The sequence below is a fragment of the Acaricomes phytoseiuli DSM 14247 genome, from assembly GCF_000376245.1.
GTDB classification, from domain to species: Bacteria; Actinomycetota; Actinomycetes; order Actinomycetales; family Micrococcaceae; genus Renibacterium; species Renibacterium phytoseiuli.
The window spans coordinates 1-15,624 of the sequence record NZ_AQXM01000049.1 but is presented as its reverse complement, the minus strand read 5'-3'; the positions used below and the strand labels follow the sequence as shown (position 1 = coordinate 15,624).

The 15,624-nt window shown below is 61.4% G+C and carries 21 protein-coding genes; 13 read left to right on the top strand and 8 right to left on the bottom strand.

What is annotated here, in order from left to right; translation table 11 throughout:
- The first annotated feature begins 20 nt into the window (after positions 1-20).
- Together C501_RS0103950 and C501_RS0103945 are read left to right on the top strand one after the other, a co-directional pair.
- Positions 21-731: a response regulator transcription factor gene (locus C501_RS0103950; protein WP_026174586.1), complete on the top strand. Its 711-nt coding sequence runs from the start codon at positions 21-23 to the stop codon at positions 729-731.
- Between the two features lie 50 nt (positions 732-781).
- Positions 782-2,212: a sensor histidine kinase gene (locus C501_RS0103945; RefSeq protein ID WP_425393274.1), complete on the top strand. Its 1,431-nt coding sequence runs from the start codon at positions 782-784 to the stop codon at positions 2,210-2,212.
- Here the strand turns inward: C501_RS0103945 and C501_RS0103940 are convergent.
- From C501_RS0103940 to C501_RS0103925, 4 genes are all read right to left on the bottom strand, one after another.
- Entirely contained in the window at positions 2,196-3,125 is a 930-nt protein-coding gene (locus C501_RS0103940; protein WP_043568164.1) for a ribonuclease HI family protein, read from the bottom strand. The genes C501_RS0103945 and C501_RS0103940 overlap by 17 nt on opposite strands.
- 176 nt (positions 3,126-3,301) lie before the next feature.
- Positions 3,302-4,939: a chaperonin GroEL gene (gene groL / locus C501_RS0103935; protein WP_018134331.1), complete on the bottom strand. Its 1,638-nt coding sequence runs from the start codon at positions 4,937-4,939 to the stop codon at positions 3,302-3,304.
- Positions 4,940-5,217: 278 nt separating this feature from the next.
- Complete coding sequence (locus tag C501_RS13920; protein WP_026174585.1) at positions 5,218-5,844, bottom strand: LytR C-terminal domain-containing protein; 627 nt, start codon at positions 5,842-5,844, stop codon at positions 5,218-5,220.
- Between the two features lie 55 nt (positions 5,845-5,899).
- Positions 5,900-6,178 (bottom strand): DUF3263 domain-containing protein, encoded by a 279-nt coding sequence (locus C501_RS0103925; RefSeq protein WP_211206341.1) that lies wholly within the window; start codon positions 6,176-6,178, stop codon positions 5,900-5,902.
- Positions 6,179-6,320: 142 nt separating this feature from the next.
- On the opposite strand from C501_RS0103925, the gene C501_RS0103920 reads away from it, so the two are divergent.
- A complete protein-coding gene (locus C501_RS0103920) occupies positions 6,321-7,136 on the top strand; it encodes a uracil-DNA glycosylase (protein ID WP_018134328.1) in 816 nt (271 codons plus the stop codon).
- A gap of 45 nt (positions 7,137-7,181) precedes the next feature.
- Here C501_RS0103920 and C501_RS12440 read toward each other — a convergent pair whose 3' ends face one another.
- Positions 7,182-8,669, bottom strand: coding sequence for a threonine/serine exporter family protein (locus C501_RS12440; RefSeq protein WP_406566363.1), 1,488 nt, complete (start codon positions 8,667-8,669; stop codon positions 7,182-7,184).
- Positions 8,670-8,872: 203 nt separating this feature from the next.
- Positions 8,873-9,988, bottom strand: a complete 1,116-nt coding sequence (locus tag C501_RS0103910; RefSeq protein ID WP_245532398.1) for a lipid II:glycine glycyltransferase FemX — start codon at positions 9,986-9,988, stop codon at positions 8,873-8,875.
- A 244-nt stretch (positions 9,989-10,232) separates the two neighbouring features.
- Here C501_RS0103910 and C501_RS0103905 point away from each other — a divergent pair, with 244 nt between their 5' ends.
- From C501_RS0103905 to C501_RS12430, 9 genes are all read left to right on the top strand, one after another.
- Positions 10,233-10,706, top strand: a complete 474-nt coding sequence (locus C501_RS0103905) for an Asp23/Gls24 family envelope stress response protein (protein ID WP_018134325.1) — start codon at positions 10,233-10,235, stop codon at positions 10,704-10,706.
- Complete coding sequence (locus C501_RS0103900; protein ID WP_018134324.1) at positions 10,703-10,894, top strand: DUF2273 domain-containing protein; 192 nt, start codon at positions 10,703-10,705, stop codon at positions 10,892-10,894. The genes C501_RS0103905 and C501_RS0103900 overlap by 4 nt, the downstream gene beginning before the upstream one ends.
- The gene (locus C501_RS0103895) at positions 10,891-11,265 is read left to right on the top strand and encodes a hypothetical protein (RefSeq protein ID WP_018134323.1); all 375 of its coding nucleotides are present in this window, start codon (positions 10,891-10,893) and stop codon (positions 11,263-11,265) included. The genes C501_RS0103900 and C501_RS0103895 overlap by 4 nt, the downstream gene beginning before the upstream one ends.
- 42 nt (positions 11,266-11,307) lie before the next feature.
- On the top strand, positions 11,308-11,913 hold the full coding sequence (locus tag C501_RS0103890) for a hypothetical protein (RefSeq protein WP_018134322.1): 606 nt from the start codon (positions 11,308-11,310) through the stop codon (positions 11,911-11,913).
- Positions 11,910-12,569, top strand: coding sequence for an Asp23/Gls24 family envelope stress response protein (locus C501_RS0103885; protein WP_018134321.1), 660 nt, complete (start codon positions 11,910-11,912; stop codon positions 12,567-12,569). Before C501_RS0103890 ends, C501_RS0103885 begins: the two co-directional genes overlap by 4 nt.
- A gap of 49 nt (positions 12,570-12,618) precedes the next feature.
- Positions 12,619-12,894 carry a CsbD family protein gene (locus C501_RS0103880; RefSeq protein WP_018134320.1) on the top strand — a complete coding sequence of 92 codons (276 nt, stop codon included), beginning with the start codon at positions 12,619-12,621 and terminating at the stop codon, positions 12,892-12,894.
- A gap of 213 nt (positions 12,895-13,107) precedes the next feature.
- Positions 13,108-13,656 (top strand): RNA polymerase sigma factor, encoded by a 549-nt coding sequence (locus C501_RS12435; protein ID WP_051064460.1) that lies wholly within the window; start codon positions 13,108-13,110, stop codon positions 13,654-13,656.
- Positions 13,653-14,276 (top strand): hypothetical protein, encoded by a 624-nt coding sequence (locus tag C501_RS0103870; protein WP_245532397.1) that lies wholly within the window; start codon positions 13,653-13,655, stop codon positions 14,274-14,276. Before C501_RS12435 ends, C501_RS0103870 begins: the two co-directional genes overlap by 4 nt.
- A complete protein-coding gene (locus tag C501_RS12430; RefSeq protein ID WP_018134317.1) occupies positions 14,273-14,626 on the top strand; it encodes a hypothetical protein in 354 nt (117 codons plus the stop codon). Before C501_RS0103870 ends, C501_RS12430 begins: the two co-directional genes overlap by 4 nt.
- Before the next feature lie 26 nt (positions 14,627-14,652).
- On the opposite strand, the gene C501_RS0103860 is transcribed toward C501_RS12430, so the two are convergent.
- Positions 14,653-15,015 (bottom strand): hypothetical protein, encoded by a 363-nt coding sequence (locus tag C501_RS0103860; protein ID WP_245532396.1) that lies wholly within the window; start codon positions 15,013-15,015, stop codon positions 14,653-14,655.
- A 167-nt stretch (positions 15,016-15,182) separates the two neighbouring features.
- On the bottom strand, positions 15,183-15,422 hold the full coding sequence (locus C501_RS13915) for a PLD nuclease N-terminal domain-containing protein (protein ID WP_169332112.1): 240 nt from the start codon (positions 15,420-15,422) through the stop codon (positions 15,183-15,185).
- Positions 15,423-15,496: 74 nt separating this feature from the next.
- Here C501_RS13915 and C501_RS0103850 point away from each other — a divergent pair.
- A partial coding sequence (locus tag C501_RS0103850) for a transposase (protein ID WP_026174448.1) occupies positions 15,497-15,624 on the top strand: 128 nt, incomplete at its 3' end.

Below are 15,624 nucleotides of genomic sequence, written 5' to 3'. Positions count from 1 at the left end.
ACTGGGAGATCATGGTCGACGTGAACAAGAATGGACCGGAAGCGCGGCTCCTCGTCGTCGACGACGAGCCCAATATCCGAGAACTGCTCTCGACATCACTGAGGTTCGCCGGATTCGAGGTCGTCGCGGCGGGCAATGGCCGGGAAGCCCTCGCCGCAGTGGAAGACCACACCCCGGATCTGGCCGTGCTGGATGTCATGCTCCCCGATATGGACGGTTTCACCGTCACCAGGCGCTTACGGGCTGCGGGCAAGCACTTCCCGGTGCTTTTCCTCACCGCCCGGGATGAGACCGAGGACAAAGTCACGGGCCTGACCGTGGGCGGGGACGACTATGTCACCAAACCCTTCAGCCTCGACGAGGTGGTCGCCCGGATCAGGGCGGTGCTGCGCCGCACGCAGCCGACCGCGGACGATGATGCTGTGATCCGCGTCGACGATCTGGAACTCGACGACGATGCGCACGAAGTGCGCCGGGGCAGCACGAACATCGAACTCTCACCCACCGAATTCAAGCTCCTGCGCTATCTGATGCTGAACCCCAATCGGGTTCTGTCCAAAGCGCAGATCCTCGATCACGTCTGGGAATACGACTTCAACGGAGACGCCTCCATCGTCGAATCCTATATCTCCTATCTGCGACGCAAAATCGACGCCGATCCGCAGCAACCGGCGCTGATCCAGACCAAACGAGGTGTCGGCTATGTGCTGCGCACCGCGGAGAAGCGCTGACCTTGCTGCAAAGCTGGCGGCGCGCTTCCCTGCGCACTCAGCTGGTGGCCATGATCGGCGCACTGCTCGCCTTCTCCCTGCTGGTTCTGGGCACCGCCGCTTCGGTGTTGCTGCGCAGCTTCCAGGAGGAGCAGCTTGACTCGCAGCTGCGCATCGTCGAATCGACCATCCGCAGCTCGGGCTTCTCCATTGGCACCGGTGACGGCACGATCTACGCCCGGCTCAGTGCGCAGGACGGCAGCGTGCTCCAGGAACGGCGAGCCACAGCAGGCAGCCCGGATTTCCCTGCCATCACTTTAGAAGAAGCGAAGCAAAGCAACGGCGTGCCCTTCGATCTGCCTTCCGCAAACGGCTCGAACGCCTGGCGCGGAATGCTCGTAGCCCCTTTGCAGTTCCAAGTCCCCGGCAGCCCGGGCCAGGGCCAGAGCGGGTACATCCTGATCGCCATCTCCTATGCGGAATTCGCCCCGTCGACCTCCCGGCTCACCGCCGTCATGCTCGCGGTCAGCATCCTCACGGTGAGCATCGGAACGCTGATCGCGTACCTGACCGTCAGCAGGTGCTTCCAACCCCTGAACCGGGTCGAGCGAACGGCTGCCGCCATCGCCGACGGAGATCTGTCCCAGCGCGTCGCGGTGCAGAATCCGGCAACCGAGGTGGGCAAGCTCTCGGTCTCACTGAACACCATGCTCGCGCATATCGAGCGGGCCTTCGAGGCGCGAACCCGCTCTGAGAGCCAGATGCGCAGATTCATCGCCAACGCCTCCCACGAACTGCGCACCCCGCTGGTCACCATCCGCGGTTTCTCCGAACTCTACCGGCACGGCGCTCTGCAGGATGAAGAGGACATCAGCACCGCCATGGGGCGGATCGAGAGCGAGGCCAAGCGCATGGGCGTGCTCGTCTCCGACCTGCTCGTGCTGGCCAGGATCGACGAGCGCCGGCCTATGGAAGCCCAGCCGGTCAATCTGCTGGTCATCGGCAATGACGCGGCAGTCGATGCCCGCGCCAGCGCTCCGGGCCGCGAGATCACGGTGGTTGGCTTGGGCGGCGAAGCGCCGAGCAACGCGCCTGCTGTAGGCGATGACTCCCGGCTACGGCAGGTGGTATCGAATCTCATGGCCAATGCACTGCGTTACACACCGCAAGGCACCCCCATTGAAGTGGCCGTGGGAGTCGAGCGCCGCGCCGACGGCTCCGTCGATGCCTCAGTGCTGGAAATCCGCGATCACGGTCAGGGGGTGCCCCAGGAAGAGCGATCCCGGATCTTCGAGCGGTTCTACCGTTCGGATTCTTCCCGGAACCGGGATACCGGTGGATCGGGCTTGGGCCTGGCTATCGTCTCCGCTATCGTGACCAATCATCGTGGCACGGTGCAGATCAGCGATACTCCCGGTGGCGGGGCGACCATGACGGTCCGTCTGCCTTATGCGCCCGAGACGCTGGAGACCGGGCCGCTGGATATCACGACTGCGGAGTAGTTTGCCGGAAATGCAAACGCCACTGGCCGTCTCGACGTTGCCAGTGCGAGCTCTGCACCGCGCTTCCGTCCCTATCGCTCACGCGGTATAGGAGAATCGCCCGGTCTGCGTCCAGGGAAGCTCCCAGCGGCTCGAGCGATACTCGCCCCTCACCGGTTTCCTGGTCGGCATCGTTGAGCACTGCATCCCGTTCCCAGATCCGACCGCTGGGCCCGACCTCTTCGAATTCCTCGGCTAGCAGGGTGGCCAGACGGCTAGCCTCGGCGCCATGGGCTTCCCGGTCGTAGTCGTTGAGCAGCGCGATGATCTCGGCTCCTGCTCCAGCGCTCGGGGGCGGGGGCGGCTCGGCTTCTTCGAGCATCGAGAAGAGATCGGCTTCTTCAGGTTCTGACTGGGGGGCTGGAGCGGAGCCGGAGTACGGACCAGCAACCGCGCTGGCTTCGGAGGCCCCTGCCAGCCCCGGCCCGCTCTCGGGGTCGGCACCGGCTTGATAGGCGGTAGCCACGGCACGGGCGCGCTGGTCCGCGGCTTCGTTGAGCTCATGGCCAGAATGCCCTTTGACCCATTCGAATTCATAGTCCCGGCCGGGCAGTTCGGCGTCGATCTGCTGGAGTAGATCCCGGTTCAGCACCGCCGAGCCATCCGCCTTGCGCCAGCCGCGGCGTTTCCAGCCGGGCATCCAGACCGTGACGCAATTGATCACGTACTGGCTGTCGCAGAGAATTCGCAGCGGCTCCTGGCGTCGATGCGCGGTAGCCCGGAATAAGTCCAGAACCGCCATGAGCTCGCCCTGGTTATTAGTACCGTGCGGCCAGCCTCCGGCCTTCCAGTTTTGATCATCGATGTACCAGCACCAGCCAGCTGGTCCAGGATTGCCCAGGGCCGAGCCGTCTGCAGCAGCGATGATCGTCATGATTTCCATCATGTCACGCGCCAGGGCCCTAGAGAGCCGCTGAGTGGTCGGTTGCGGCGAGTTAGATGAGCGCTAACTCGCCGCAACCGACCACTCAGCGGGAAAGGGGAAGGGGCCCCACCATACGGCGGGCCCCTTCCTGAGAGATTCTCTGCGAGAAACGAAGCACGGGAGGCTCAGAAGCCGCCCATACCACCCATTCCACCCATATCATCAGCACCGGGAGCGGCAGCTGCCTTCTTCTCCGGCTTATCCGCGACCACGGCTTCGGTGGTCAGGAACAGACCGGCGATGGAGGCGGCGTTCTGCAGCGCAGAACGAGTCACCTTGACCGGATCGTTGACCCCGGCGGCCAGCAGATCCTCGTATTCGCCGGTAGCGGCGTTGAGGCCTTCACCCGCGGGTAGGCCGCGAACCTTATCCACGACGACACCGGGCTCGAAGCCGGCGTTGAAAGCAATCTGCTTGAGCGGCGCGTCGATGGCGACCTTGACGATATTCGCACCGGTCGCCTCGTCGCCCTCCAGGGAGAGGTTCTCGAAGGCTTTCTCGCCCGCCTGGATGAGAGCCACGCCGCCACCGGCGACGATGCCTTCTTCAACCGCGGCCTTGGCATTGCGCACAGCGTCTTCGATACGGTGCTTGCGCTCTTTGAGCTCTACCTCGGTAGCGGCACCGGCCTTGATCACGGCGACGCCGCCAGCCAGCTTGGCCAGGCGCTCCTGCAGCTTCTCCCGGTCATAGTCCGAATCGGAGTTCTCGATCTCGGCCCGAATCTGCGCCACACGGCCGGCGATCTGCTCGGCATCGCCAGCACCTTCAACGATAGTGGTCTCGTCCTTGGTCACGACGACCTTGCGGGCCTGGCCCAGCATGTCCAGATCGGCATTCTCCAGCTTGAGGCCGATCTCCTCTGCGATGACCTGGCCGCCGGTGAGGATGGCGATATCGGTGAGCATGGCTTTGCGGCGGTCGCCGAAGCCCGGAGCCTTGACCGCAACGGACTTGAAGGTGCCGCGAATCTTGTTCACGATGAGCGTCGCCAGAGCCTCGGCTTCGACGTCCTCGGCGATGATCAGCAGCGGCTTGCCAGACTGCATGACTTTCTCCAGGATTCCGACCATGTCCTTGACATTGGAGATCTTGGAGTTGACGATCAGGATGTAAGGATCTTCCAGGATCGCTTCTTGCCGCTCTGGATCGGTAACGAAGTACTGAGAGATGTAGCCCTTATCGAAGCGCATGCCTTCGGTGAGTTCGAGCTCCAGGCCGAAGGTGTTGGACTCTTCGACAGTGATGACGCCTTCTTTGCCAACTTTGTCCAGGGCTTCAGCGATCAATTCGCCGATCTGGGTGTCCGCGGCCGAGATCGATGCCGTAGCGGCGATCTGGTCCTTAGTCTCGATCTCCTTGGCGGAGTCCAGCAGCTGCTCGGTGACGGCGGTCACTGCTTTCTCGATACCGCGTTTGAGGCTCAGCGGATCGGCACCGGCGGCAACATTGCGCAGGCCTTCGCGGACCAACGCCTGGGCGAGGACGGTTGCGGTGGTGGTTCCGTCACCGGCGACTTCATCGGTCTTCTTAGCGACTTCTTTGACTAGCTCTGCGCCGATCTTCTCATAAGCGTCTTCGAGCTCGATCTCTTTAGCGATCGAGACACCGTCATTGGTGATCGTGGGGGCGCCCCACTTCTTCTCCAGGACGACGTTGCGGCCACGCGGGCCGAGGGTGACCTTGACCGCGTCGGCGAGGGTGTTCAGGCCCCGCTCGAGGCCGCGGCGCGCCTCTTCGTCGAATGCAATGATCTTGGCCATGGAGGCTTCTGTCCTTTCGGGACGTGTCTGGTACATGGAGTACGTCGACCAGTCCTGGCGCCCGCGACGGACGGCAGTACACTTCAGCGATCTCGGTACGCTGCAGTGCAAGCCTCGCCAAACTGGTCTGCTCTCTGCGTCAGGACAAGGCGCTAAAAAGGGAAAACTTCCCGGTTCTAGCAGTCTGATGCAGAGAGTGCTAACTCCATAATTAGCACTCTAGCCGTTGGAGTGCAAGGAGAATATCCGTTGCGGGAGATGCTCAGCCAACCCCCGGGCTAGCCTGCACCAGGCCCCAGGACGACCAGTACCGGCGAAGCTACCTGCGGAGACAAGACAACAGAGGAGATTCGGAGGGAGGCCGCGATTTCATCCGCGTTCGCTTTCAGCTGTTCAGACTGGTAAAGGACCACCGAGGCATTCTGCGGGCTACCCCGCCAGTTCCCGGTAGTCGGAACAGTCCAGCCCTGGCTGCGGAGCTGTCCGGCGACCCCGGCAGCTAAGCCGCTCACTCCGGAGGCGTTGTAGACCGCGACAGGCTGGCTACGATCCACAACAGGGGCGGGCGGAGTGGTGGGAGCTGGCGGAACTGGGGACTCGGAGGGCTTAGGTGAGGCCGTCGAAGCCGAGGTGGGCTTAGGGCTAGCGGTGGCAGCGGTCCGGGAGGGCGAGGCCGTCGAAGCCGTCGGGGCAGCACTCGATGCAGATGAGACAGCCAGTGTTTCACCGTCCGTGAGTCGAGGAACCAGAAAAAAGAGCCCCGCCCCAACCAGCAAGGCGATAACAGCGAATCCGATGGTCGGAATCAGGCCACCACGGGGCTGCGCCATTGCGGTGCGGTGCGCCCCCTGACGTGAAGAAGACTCCGGGATATTGTCGAATTCATCCCGAGGGTAATTACTCATGGCGTAGCGGTCCTCACACTGCATCGGTCGGAACGGCGGAAAGTCTTTCAGGCCCCTAGCGACCCAAACGGCGTTCCAGCCTCGCGCGTTGGCGCGTGCTACGTAGTCTACGCAATCTCTTGATGAGCATCGGATCATATGCCAGCGCTGCGTCAGTATCGATGAGCGCATTGAGGATCTGGTAGTAGTGCGTCGAGGAAAGATCGAAGAGCTCTCGGATGGCCTGCTCCTTGGCCCCGGCGTATTTCCACCAGCGTCGCTCCAGGTCGAGGATCTGCTCATCCCGTTCACTCAGCCCGGCGCCCGGCGTGGCATCTTCACGCTGCGAATGCACGCTGCGGGCCGCCCCGCCGGATGCTGCTACTGTGCCCACGCCACTCCCTTACCGGCTCAATCCACTGCTCTTCGTGAAACCTATGATATCGGTGAATCACAACGTTGTCATTCAGGCTCCTGCAGAGGGCTTTAATGCAAGAATGGCGAGCGTGAAGTTCGAAGAAACCGAGACCCAGAGCGCGCAGGGCGCCAAGAGCCCAGCCGCGAATGGGTCGCAGCCCACGAATCTCGAGGCGCTCGGCCTGCTCGAAACGGATCCGCTGGCCCTGGTCAGCCAGGACTGGGCCGAGGCCCTGCGCCCGGTGGAAGCCGAACTCAAAGAACTGGGGCGCTTCCTGCGCTCGGAATTCGAAGCGGCCCGAGCCGCTGGTGGCGGTCCCGGGTTCCTGCCGGCACCTAAGCATGTGCTCCGGGCGTTCCAGCAGCCGCTGAGTCAAGTCAAGGTCTTGATCGTCGGCCAGGACCCTTACCCCACCTTCGGCCATCCTATCGGTCTCTCTTTCGCGGTAGAGCGCCATGTCCGCCCGATCCCGCGCAGTCTCATCAATATCTATAAAGAACTCCAGGAAGATCTGGGCGTACCGCAGGCTGAGCACGGGGATCTGAGCTCCTGGGCACAGCAGGGCGTGCTCCTGCTCAACCGCGCCCTGAGCGTCCGCCCCGGCTCCCCCGCCTCGCATCGGGGCAAAGGCTGGGAACGGGTCACCGAAACAGCTATCCAGGCACTTGTGGCCCGCTATGACGGCAACGGCAAGCATCTGCCCCTCGTAGCCCTGCTCTGGGGGAATGACGCCAGGAATCTCACTCCGATGCTCGGCGGCGCACCCACGGTGACCTCACCGCACCCGAGCCCACTTTCGGCCTCCCGCGGATTCTTCGGTTCAAAGCCCTTCAGCCGGGTCAACGATCTTCTGCTCCGCCAGGGCGCTGAGCCCGTAGACTGGACTATCACCTGATATCTTGCCCAGCCCAGGCTGTGCCCCGTCCAGGTAAATGCTAGTTCAGCGCCGGGGCGCCCTGAAATTCTCGTAGGAACCCTGCCTGTGAAGGAACGGCCTAGCGAGGTTATCGCCGAAGACCACCCCGGCGGCCACGCCAAGGATCACGACAATGGCGTTGAATAGCCCAATGATGCCGACGAGCGAAACATCATCGGCAACCGTCATGGAGAACATCGCCCGGAAGATAGCGAGACCGGTAAGCAGGAATAGGATGCTCGGCACCGCGACCACCAGCTGCGGAGCACCGAGCCGGAGCGCGATGAACCGTGCGACAAAACCCACCGCTACTGCACCGACTGCGGGAGCCAGACGCGGCCCGATACCCAGCTGCGAGATGCCGAGGAACACGGCATAACCAATCAGCCCGGTCACGGCAGTGGGTAGAAGCAGGCGGGGCAGGGTCTGTTCAGCAACACCGATGAGGGCCGTGGCTATCAGGATGAGCACTAGCACGAGAGGCAGCGGTGGCGGCGCGGAAGCCTGCGACTGGAGCACAGTGCTGTGATCTGCGCCGACCAGTAACCCGACCACCGAGGCGATGCCGATTCCCGCCACGATGGCGCCGAAGGTCAGGAACGCGGAAAGGAAGCGCCCCGCCGCGGTCACCGGGAATCCGTTGATCGCGTCCTGCACGGCGGAGACCAGGCGCCCGGAAGGCAGCAGCAGCAGGATCCCCCCAGTGACCACCAGCCCCGGCGCGATCGGCAAGTGCACGAACCAGCCGATCAGCGCCACTCCGGTAATCACGAAGGCACCGGCCGCGGTGATAAAGAAGTCCGGGACGCGCCACCGGCGCAGCGGCTGAGTGAGCAACCCGACCAGCAGCGAAGCGGCACCGGCGGCCAGCGCACCCCAGATCCCGCCGCCCAGCACCGCGACTACGCAGCCGGAGAAGATGACCGTGGCCAGGGTCACCATCCAGCGCGGGAAGGGCTTGGGTTGCTTCAGGATCGTCTGCAGCCGGCGCTCAGCGCTCTGCCGGTCCATGCCCCCGGAGATCACATCGGTCACGAGCTGATGCACCAGCGCCAGGCCCGCATAATTATTAGTCCAGGAGCGCACCACCCGCAACACCGTGATCGGGGTAGCATTCTTCGGCGCATAGTTGATCGCCACGGACTGGTTGTTGATATCCACTTCGACATTGCGCAGGCCGAAAGCCGCGGTGACCGCGATAGCACTGGTCTCCACTTCGAGTGCACCGGCACCGAAGCGGAACATCGTCTCCGCCAGCAGCAAAGTGAAGTCGATCGTCTTCCGGGCTGACTTATCGACGTCGCCCACCTGGATCGTGGGGTTGGCATAGGGACTGCCGGCCAGCCGGTCCACGATATTCATAGGAGCCGTGGGTGGCGCCTCACCGCTAACCAGGCGCCGTAACCGTCGCTTGGCCGCCAACTTCTCCCGGCTCGCCTGGGACGGGGAGCCCTCGCCGTTCTTAGCTCCGTTCTTGGTGTTGCCAGGACCATTCTCCGCCGGCGTCCGCACCTGCCGATTAGATCGTACGGAACGGCTGGACCGGGTAGATCGCACTGGATCGGCTGAGGGGGCAGGAGGACTTTCGGGGCTCGGGACTTTGGGCATAGGCCGGCTCGGAGTCTGCGGGCGAGGGCGGCTAGCAGAGATCCGCGGGGGCTCCTGCCCGAGCTCGTTTTCGTCTTTCACCATGATAGTTAGACCTCAGTAGAACCTCAATAGAAAAAGCCGCCAGTCTGACGGAGAGATAGGCGCCTGGTCAGACGTTCACCAAAACTAGCCCAGGCCTGGTAGCGGAGAGAGTCGACGGGCACATCCCAGCAACCGACAAAATCCGTGACCTCCCTGGCAAAGGATGTTTTGAAGAGACCTAAGCCATAGTAGCTATGATTCGGGTCCTTAAGCTGAGCCGCGGGCGGGGTCCCACAGAAATCGTATTCATCGATAGAGCCCGGCTGCGCTCTGAGATCATTGATCGCCTGCCACTGCAGAAGATGCGAATCCCCGTATTTTGTGCGCTGCCCAGCCGAGCCGCCGTCCTTATAAGTGCCTTTACGGCCGTATTTCACCACATAGGCCCCGACCACCGGGACGTCATCTTCATAGACGAAATAAAGCCAGCCCTGCCCGCGTCGGGCGAACCCGGACCAGAAGGAATTGTAATAATCGAAGCCGCGCAGCTGCCTGATCGAGGCCTTATCCGTGAGGGTTCTGGCCATCAGCTCGTGCATGATCCGGAAGTTGGCTTCTACCGGGGCCACTTGACGCACGTCGACGCCTTCGCGCTGCGCTCGCCGGATGGCGTTCCGGGCCCGTGAAGAAAACCGCGCGAAGAGCTGCTTCTGCTCCCCCGTGGTATCCAGCAGTGCTGTCGAGTCGTTTGGCTGCAGGTTGAAGGTCTTGACGAGACCTTCAGCACGAAGGATCTCCTGAACTTCAGGAGTGTCCACGATATCCGGCTCGATCTTCACCGCGAAGACTCCGGGCCGCTGCTGACTTGCTAGCTCGCGAATGGCGTCGAGAGCTGCCGGCAGATGATCCGCAGTGGCCAGGTCTGGCCCCTTAATCAGGTACCACAACCGGCCGAAGACCGGAATACGCTTCTCCAGGAGCAGGTTATAGCTGCGATAGGATCCCGCCTCCTGGGTTGCCTCCAGGACCAAGTACCGCGGAAACCAGCTCGCACCGGCCTTGGCCTCGGCGAACGCCTCCGATTGAAGCAGATTGCCGCCTTGCGGATTGGCCGTGACAAGCTCATCCCAATCCTGCAGTTCTTCCGCAGAAGCGAACCGCGCGGTGAACGCAGCGGGCGCTGGCAAGGATATTGACAAGACTTCCTCATTTCGCGGCTCGGATGTACGGCAGCAGAGTTTCCATTTTAGCCAGGGCGTGGCCACCGCCGAGCCGGGACTTCACCCTTCGGCAAAGTGTGCTCCAGATCACATTGTTAAAAGCGTGAGCTTCCCACGCCTCGGCACGACTTACTGGTATCAACGCATCTGCGGCACGGTCGTAGATGCAGCGTAGAAATACACCGTAACGTTTACGGAACGCCAGTCGACCAAGGAGGCACTGATGAGCACACCAACTCCCACCGCACGTCAGAATGAGAAGAACTCTGGAGCCCATGCGGGCGTCGCAGGCAAGACCACTATCGAAGATGGTGTTGTCGCCAAGGTAGTCGGAATCGCAACTCGCGATGTTCCCGGCGTATACGCTCTCGGCGGGGGTGCCGCCCGAGCACTCGGAGCCATCCGGGATGCCGTCGGAAATACCGACCTCACCCAGGGAATCTCAGTTGAGGTAGGCGAGAAGCAGGCTGCTGTAGATATCACGATTGTTGTCGATTACCCGCAGCCGCTGCAGGAAGTCTCCGACTCCGTGCGCTCCGCCGTGTACCGTGCTGTCGAGAAGCTCGTAGGGCTCGATGTCGTCGAGGTCAATGTGACCGTCACCGACATCCACATTCCTTCCGAGGACAATGAGAAGGACGGCAAAGACAGCAAGAGCAAGGACAAGAAAGCTACTGAAGGAGGCCGAGTCGAATGAGCTCCACGGTTACTGGAATAGCCATCGGGACGGCTCTAGCTGCCACAGCCCTGGCCTTCGGCTTCTGGGGGTTCCTGCTCATGGTGATCTTCATGGCAATAGGAGCCATCCTCGGCCGGACGGCAGAGGGCAAATTGGACCTTCGAGGCGTCTTTGACGCACTCACTGGGAAAAGGTCCTCATCATGAGCAACGCCGCTAGCACTGAGTACGCATCCGCGTACCCCGGTTCCACCAAAATCACGAAAACGGCGCTGAACCGGGTGCTGGCGGCTGTTGCCGCGGAGGCTTTCGCTCTGGAGCCGGGCCAGATCAAGGTAGAGACCCGTGATGATCGCGGCCTCCTCGGCTTGCAGCTCACCGTTCCTCTGGTGACGCCGCCGCTTATCCAGCTCGCTTCTGACGCTCAGGCTGCTCAGGATGTTGATCTCAATGCGAGAGCACGCCGGGCAAGGGCGGAAGTGGTGCGCAAAGGCAGTGAAATCACGGGATCGACACTAGGCCGGGTGGACATCGTGATCAGCGGAGCTGAAATCACGGAACCACCGAGGGTTAGCTAAGCCAATCCCTAACCGAATCTATTCAGGAGTGAGGTGAGAACCATGGACCAGCAGGAATACGCTCCTGCTATGGCGCTCAACCGGCGCATGGTCCGCAGGGATATCCATCGCTCCCGGGCAGCCACTTCGGTGGGGATCGGGATCATCGCGATCGCATCCCTTGCCTGGGTCGGCACTGAGATCGTTCTTCATCTAGCCGGAAGGCCCGCACTTCTCGCGAGTCCCCTGCAGATGGCGGACTGGCTCACCGGAGTTCCGGAGAACACCGTGCCCTGGGGCCTGATCCTAGCCGGGATCGGATTGTTACTGATCGGACTGCTGCTCCTCATCGTTGCTATCGGCAGCGGGCACCGGCCTCGCCGGGCCCTGGACAGCAACGGGGACCGCAACGCTATCGTGGTCGATGACTCCGTCGTCGCTGCGGCACTGGCAAATGTCGCCCGGAACACAGCCCGGGTACAACCGGATCAGGTCATGGTCAGAGTGAGCAAGCGAACCGCAGCGGTCGATATCCGGCCAACCACCGGTGTACCGGTTGATGGGGATATCGTCCTGGAGCGGCTCAATCAGGAAGTCGCCACCTGGAGGCTTCCGCGGGAGCTTAAGGTCAAAGTCAAGGTCGGGCAGGAAGGAGCGGTCGGAGCATGAGCAGAACACATCGCGGTTTCAACCGGTTCATGATCTTCTTGTTCTCCCTGCTGTTCCTGGCAGCGGGTGCGGCTACTCTACTCAGCGGCATCTGGCCATGGTTCGCAGAAGCCTGGCGCAGCAGCGTCAGCCGCTTGTGGGAACTGACCAGCGAAGGCTTCCAGAGCACGACGTTCATGATTGACAGCTGGCGCAGCAATTGGCTCTGGATCGCAGCTTTGGCAGTGATCCTCGGCGTGATCGTGCTGCTGCTCATCTGGATCTTCTCGCAGGGCGGAGGACGGACCTCGCTTCTGCTGGCGAAGGGGCAGGAAGGCGGTTCCGGAGGTCAGGGCGAGCTGGAAGTCCGTCAGGATCTCGCCTCTAAGAGTCTCAAAGAGACGCTGGAGGAAGATACACGGATCCTGTCCACTTCGGTGAGCACCTGGGATCTGGGGCGCCGGGCAAAAGCCGCTAAGGCTGGCTCCCGGGTGAATGCCCTCAAGGTGAATGTACAGAGCCGGAAGGGTGCTTCACCACGCGAAATCGCCGAGGTCGTCGAGACCGCCGTCAAAGGCCTCGACGTACTCCTCGGGGAACTGGGACCGGTTCCGGTCCTCATCACGATCAATGCCGGAGCACGCACCGGCTGGTCGCATCAGCACCGGGTCAACTAAGACTTGCCCGGTTATCAGAACCAACCAATAAAAATGGAGGGATAGATCAATGGGTATGGAAGATAAAGCAGAGAACAAGCTGCAGGATCTCGCTGGCAACGCCAAGGAAGCTGCTGGCAACGTCACCGACGATAAGGACCTTCAGGCTGAAGGCAAGGCGGATCAGGCCGAGGCCGGCGCGAAGGACGCGATGGAGAACGTCAAGGACTTCGCTCAGGACGCAGGCGATAACATCAAGAACTTTGCCGATGAAGCCGGAGCCAATATCAAGGCCGCTGGTGAGAAGCTCCTCGACGGCTTCCGCAATAACGATAAGCAGAACTGACTGATCTTCAGTTCATGCACTGATAGGTAGCACGATGCGGGGGCGTCGGCAGGAGTGATTTCACTCGCTGCCGGCGCCCCGCGTCATTTCTCGGCTTCCTGCAGCTCGCAGGGGCAGCTTCTTCCCGGCACCACGGGTGAGAAGAGCCGTGGCCCTGGCTTCAGGTCCATAGGATCGCATAACCTGGAGAGAATGCCCAGGGAAGCGGAAAGTATGAATAAGCTCGACACAGCCACGGACGATTTACTCATTGAGCGAGCACGTGATGGAGACGTTGCAGCTTTTGAATCTCTCGCCAGGCGTTATGCATTATTGATGCGCTCGTACGCTTCACGGCTACTGGGTTCGCAAGCAGACGCTGAAGATGTGGTTCAGGATTCCTTAGTTGCTGCATGGACGACTTTGGATAAAATCAAGGATCCGAGTAAAGCGAAAAGCTGGCTCATGCGGATCGTAAGCTTCAAGAGCACAGATCTGCTCCGCCAGCGGAAGCAGCATGACGATATCGATAATGTCGTCGCTTCGACCCGTGAGGCAGATAGCCCGGAGCGCGCAGCCCTTGTGGGTTCCCAGATGGAAGCGCTCTCTGAAGCTCTGCAACGCCTACCGGAGGCTCAGCGGCAGTGCTGGGCGCTTCGTGAAATGGGCGAGTTGAGTTATCAGGAAATCGCGGACCAGCTCGAGCTCAGCCCGACCGCAGTGCGCGGTCAGCTGTCTCGGGCCCGCATAGCACTTGTTAGAGAGATGGAGGGATGGCGATGACGACCGACGATCTTCTGAGCTGCGGCCGTTCCATCGATGAACTCAGCGACTACCTGGCGGCCAGGCGGCAACCGGCCGATCCCTATATCGATTCGTGCCCGGAATGCCAGGCCGCACTGGATGCCTTGAGCCAGCTCAACGAAATCACCGGCGAGCTGATAACTCACGAATCGCAGCCGACGAACCAGGAAGAGAGCACCTGGCTGAGTTCCATCTTCAGCAATATCGCCCTCGAGGCGCATTCGGGGCGCACCATTCCGCTGACGGATCCTAGTGAGGGACTGACCGCTGATGACCACGGAAATTCCGAGCTGAGCCAGACCGAGGGTTCCGTGATCGCGTTGATCAGATCTTTTGTCGACTCCTCTGATGGAGCGATGGTGGGGCGCTGCCGGCTCAAGGGCGAGATCACCGAGCCCGGTGCTGCGGTCAGCATCAGCATCAGGGTGACTGCCCTGCTGTCAGGTCTCAGCAACCAACCTTCGCTGCAGAGGCTCGCCATGCAGGTCAGGGACCGGATCAAACAGGCTCTGGCACAGCACACCCAGCTGAGAATCGAAGCGATTGACATCACGATCAGCGATGTTCGCGCCTTACAACACGAGGATAGTCGTAGATGACCCTCTCTGAGGCGCCACGAAATAACACCGATACCGTCGATGCACTCAACCGAACCGTGCTGGCAGTCCAGGGCGTGCGCAACCTCTATCCGCCAAAGAATACCGCTCATGCTACGGCTGGGCGGCTCCTGGCTCTGATCAGAGGAAACAGCACAAACGCTATGCGCAGCGTAGCGGTCGAAGAGCATGGTGGCGGCTTGCGAATCGTCGCGCGGATAGGCGTCTTCGCCGATCAGCCGGCGCCCGAGGTCGCCGCCCGAGTCGCTGCGGCCATCCGTGATTTCTTCGCGCATGAGGTGAATGATCAAGCGCCCTGTTATCCAGCGGTGCAGGTCGTGAGCATCACGTGAGGTTCAGCGTGCTAGACACATGAAGATTACTCCACCGGGTATCTCGTATCACCTGACGTTGAAGCACTAAGGCGCTCTCGGTAGAGGGCTCGTGCGTACCCGGGGTGGATGAGCTCGCGCCAGGCCCAGCCCCAGTACGTGACTTGCGGGTCAAGCTTCTGCCGATCCCAGAGGACACCTGAATACAGGACCATCGAAATGAGGATGCTGAGGAGAAGCAGGAGTGCTTCCCCGGTAGAGACCAGGCGCAGGTTCTGGAATCCGAAAATCGCCACCGCCAGTAACACCCCGGCTGCAATCAAGGGCACCCATCGGATCTTCGGCACACGCCCTGTCGCGAGAATCACTCCGATGCAGATGCCGACCACGATGAACGTCATGCGCCTCATAGTACAAAATCCCCGGAACCATGCGCTAGATGCGATGATTCCGGGGATTTTCCGTGGAGCCCCCTGCCGGATTCGAACCGGCGACCCCCTGTTTACAAGACAGGTTGCGTCTCTTATCTAGCCTTAAATCTCTAAAGAATACTCCGAAACCCGAACCCCAGCGGGACTCAGGTTTGACTTGAACTCGCCGCCACGACTTCATCACGATTGGCTGATGATTGTTTACCGTCTTCTTGCCGTCTGATGAGGAAAGCAACGACGAGCCAAAGAACCGATCCCAGGATAGGGAGCAAAACTATGACAACGGCCCACAGCACTCTCTGTCCTGGTGTGACAGACTTACTTCTGGCGAGCGAGATCAAAGCAACCGCCAACAAAACAATCATGAGTATGGGCAAGATCATCATGAGCACAGGGTCTGCCCCGGGTTTGGTTGACATCTGATCTGTGAGGATTCGTCCTCGCTGGAAGGATGTATCTCATGCCCAAGCCCTATCCGAAAGAGTTCCGTGACGATGTCGTGGCTGTGGCCCGTAAAGCCCGGGCCCCGTTATCGCAGATTGCGAGAGACTTCGGGATTTCCGAAGCCTCGTTGTTCAACTGGCTGAA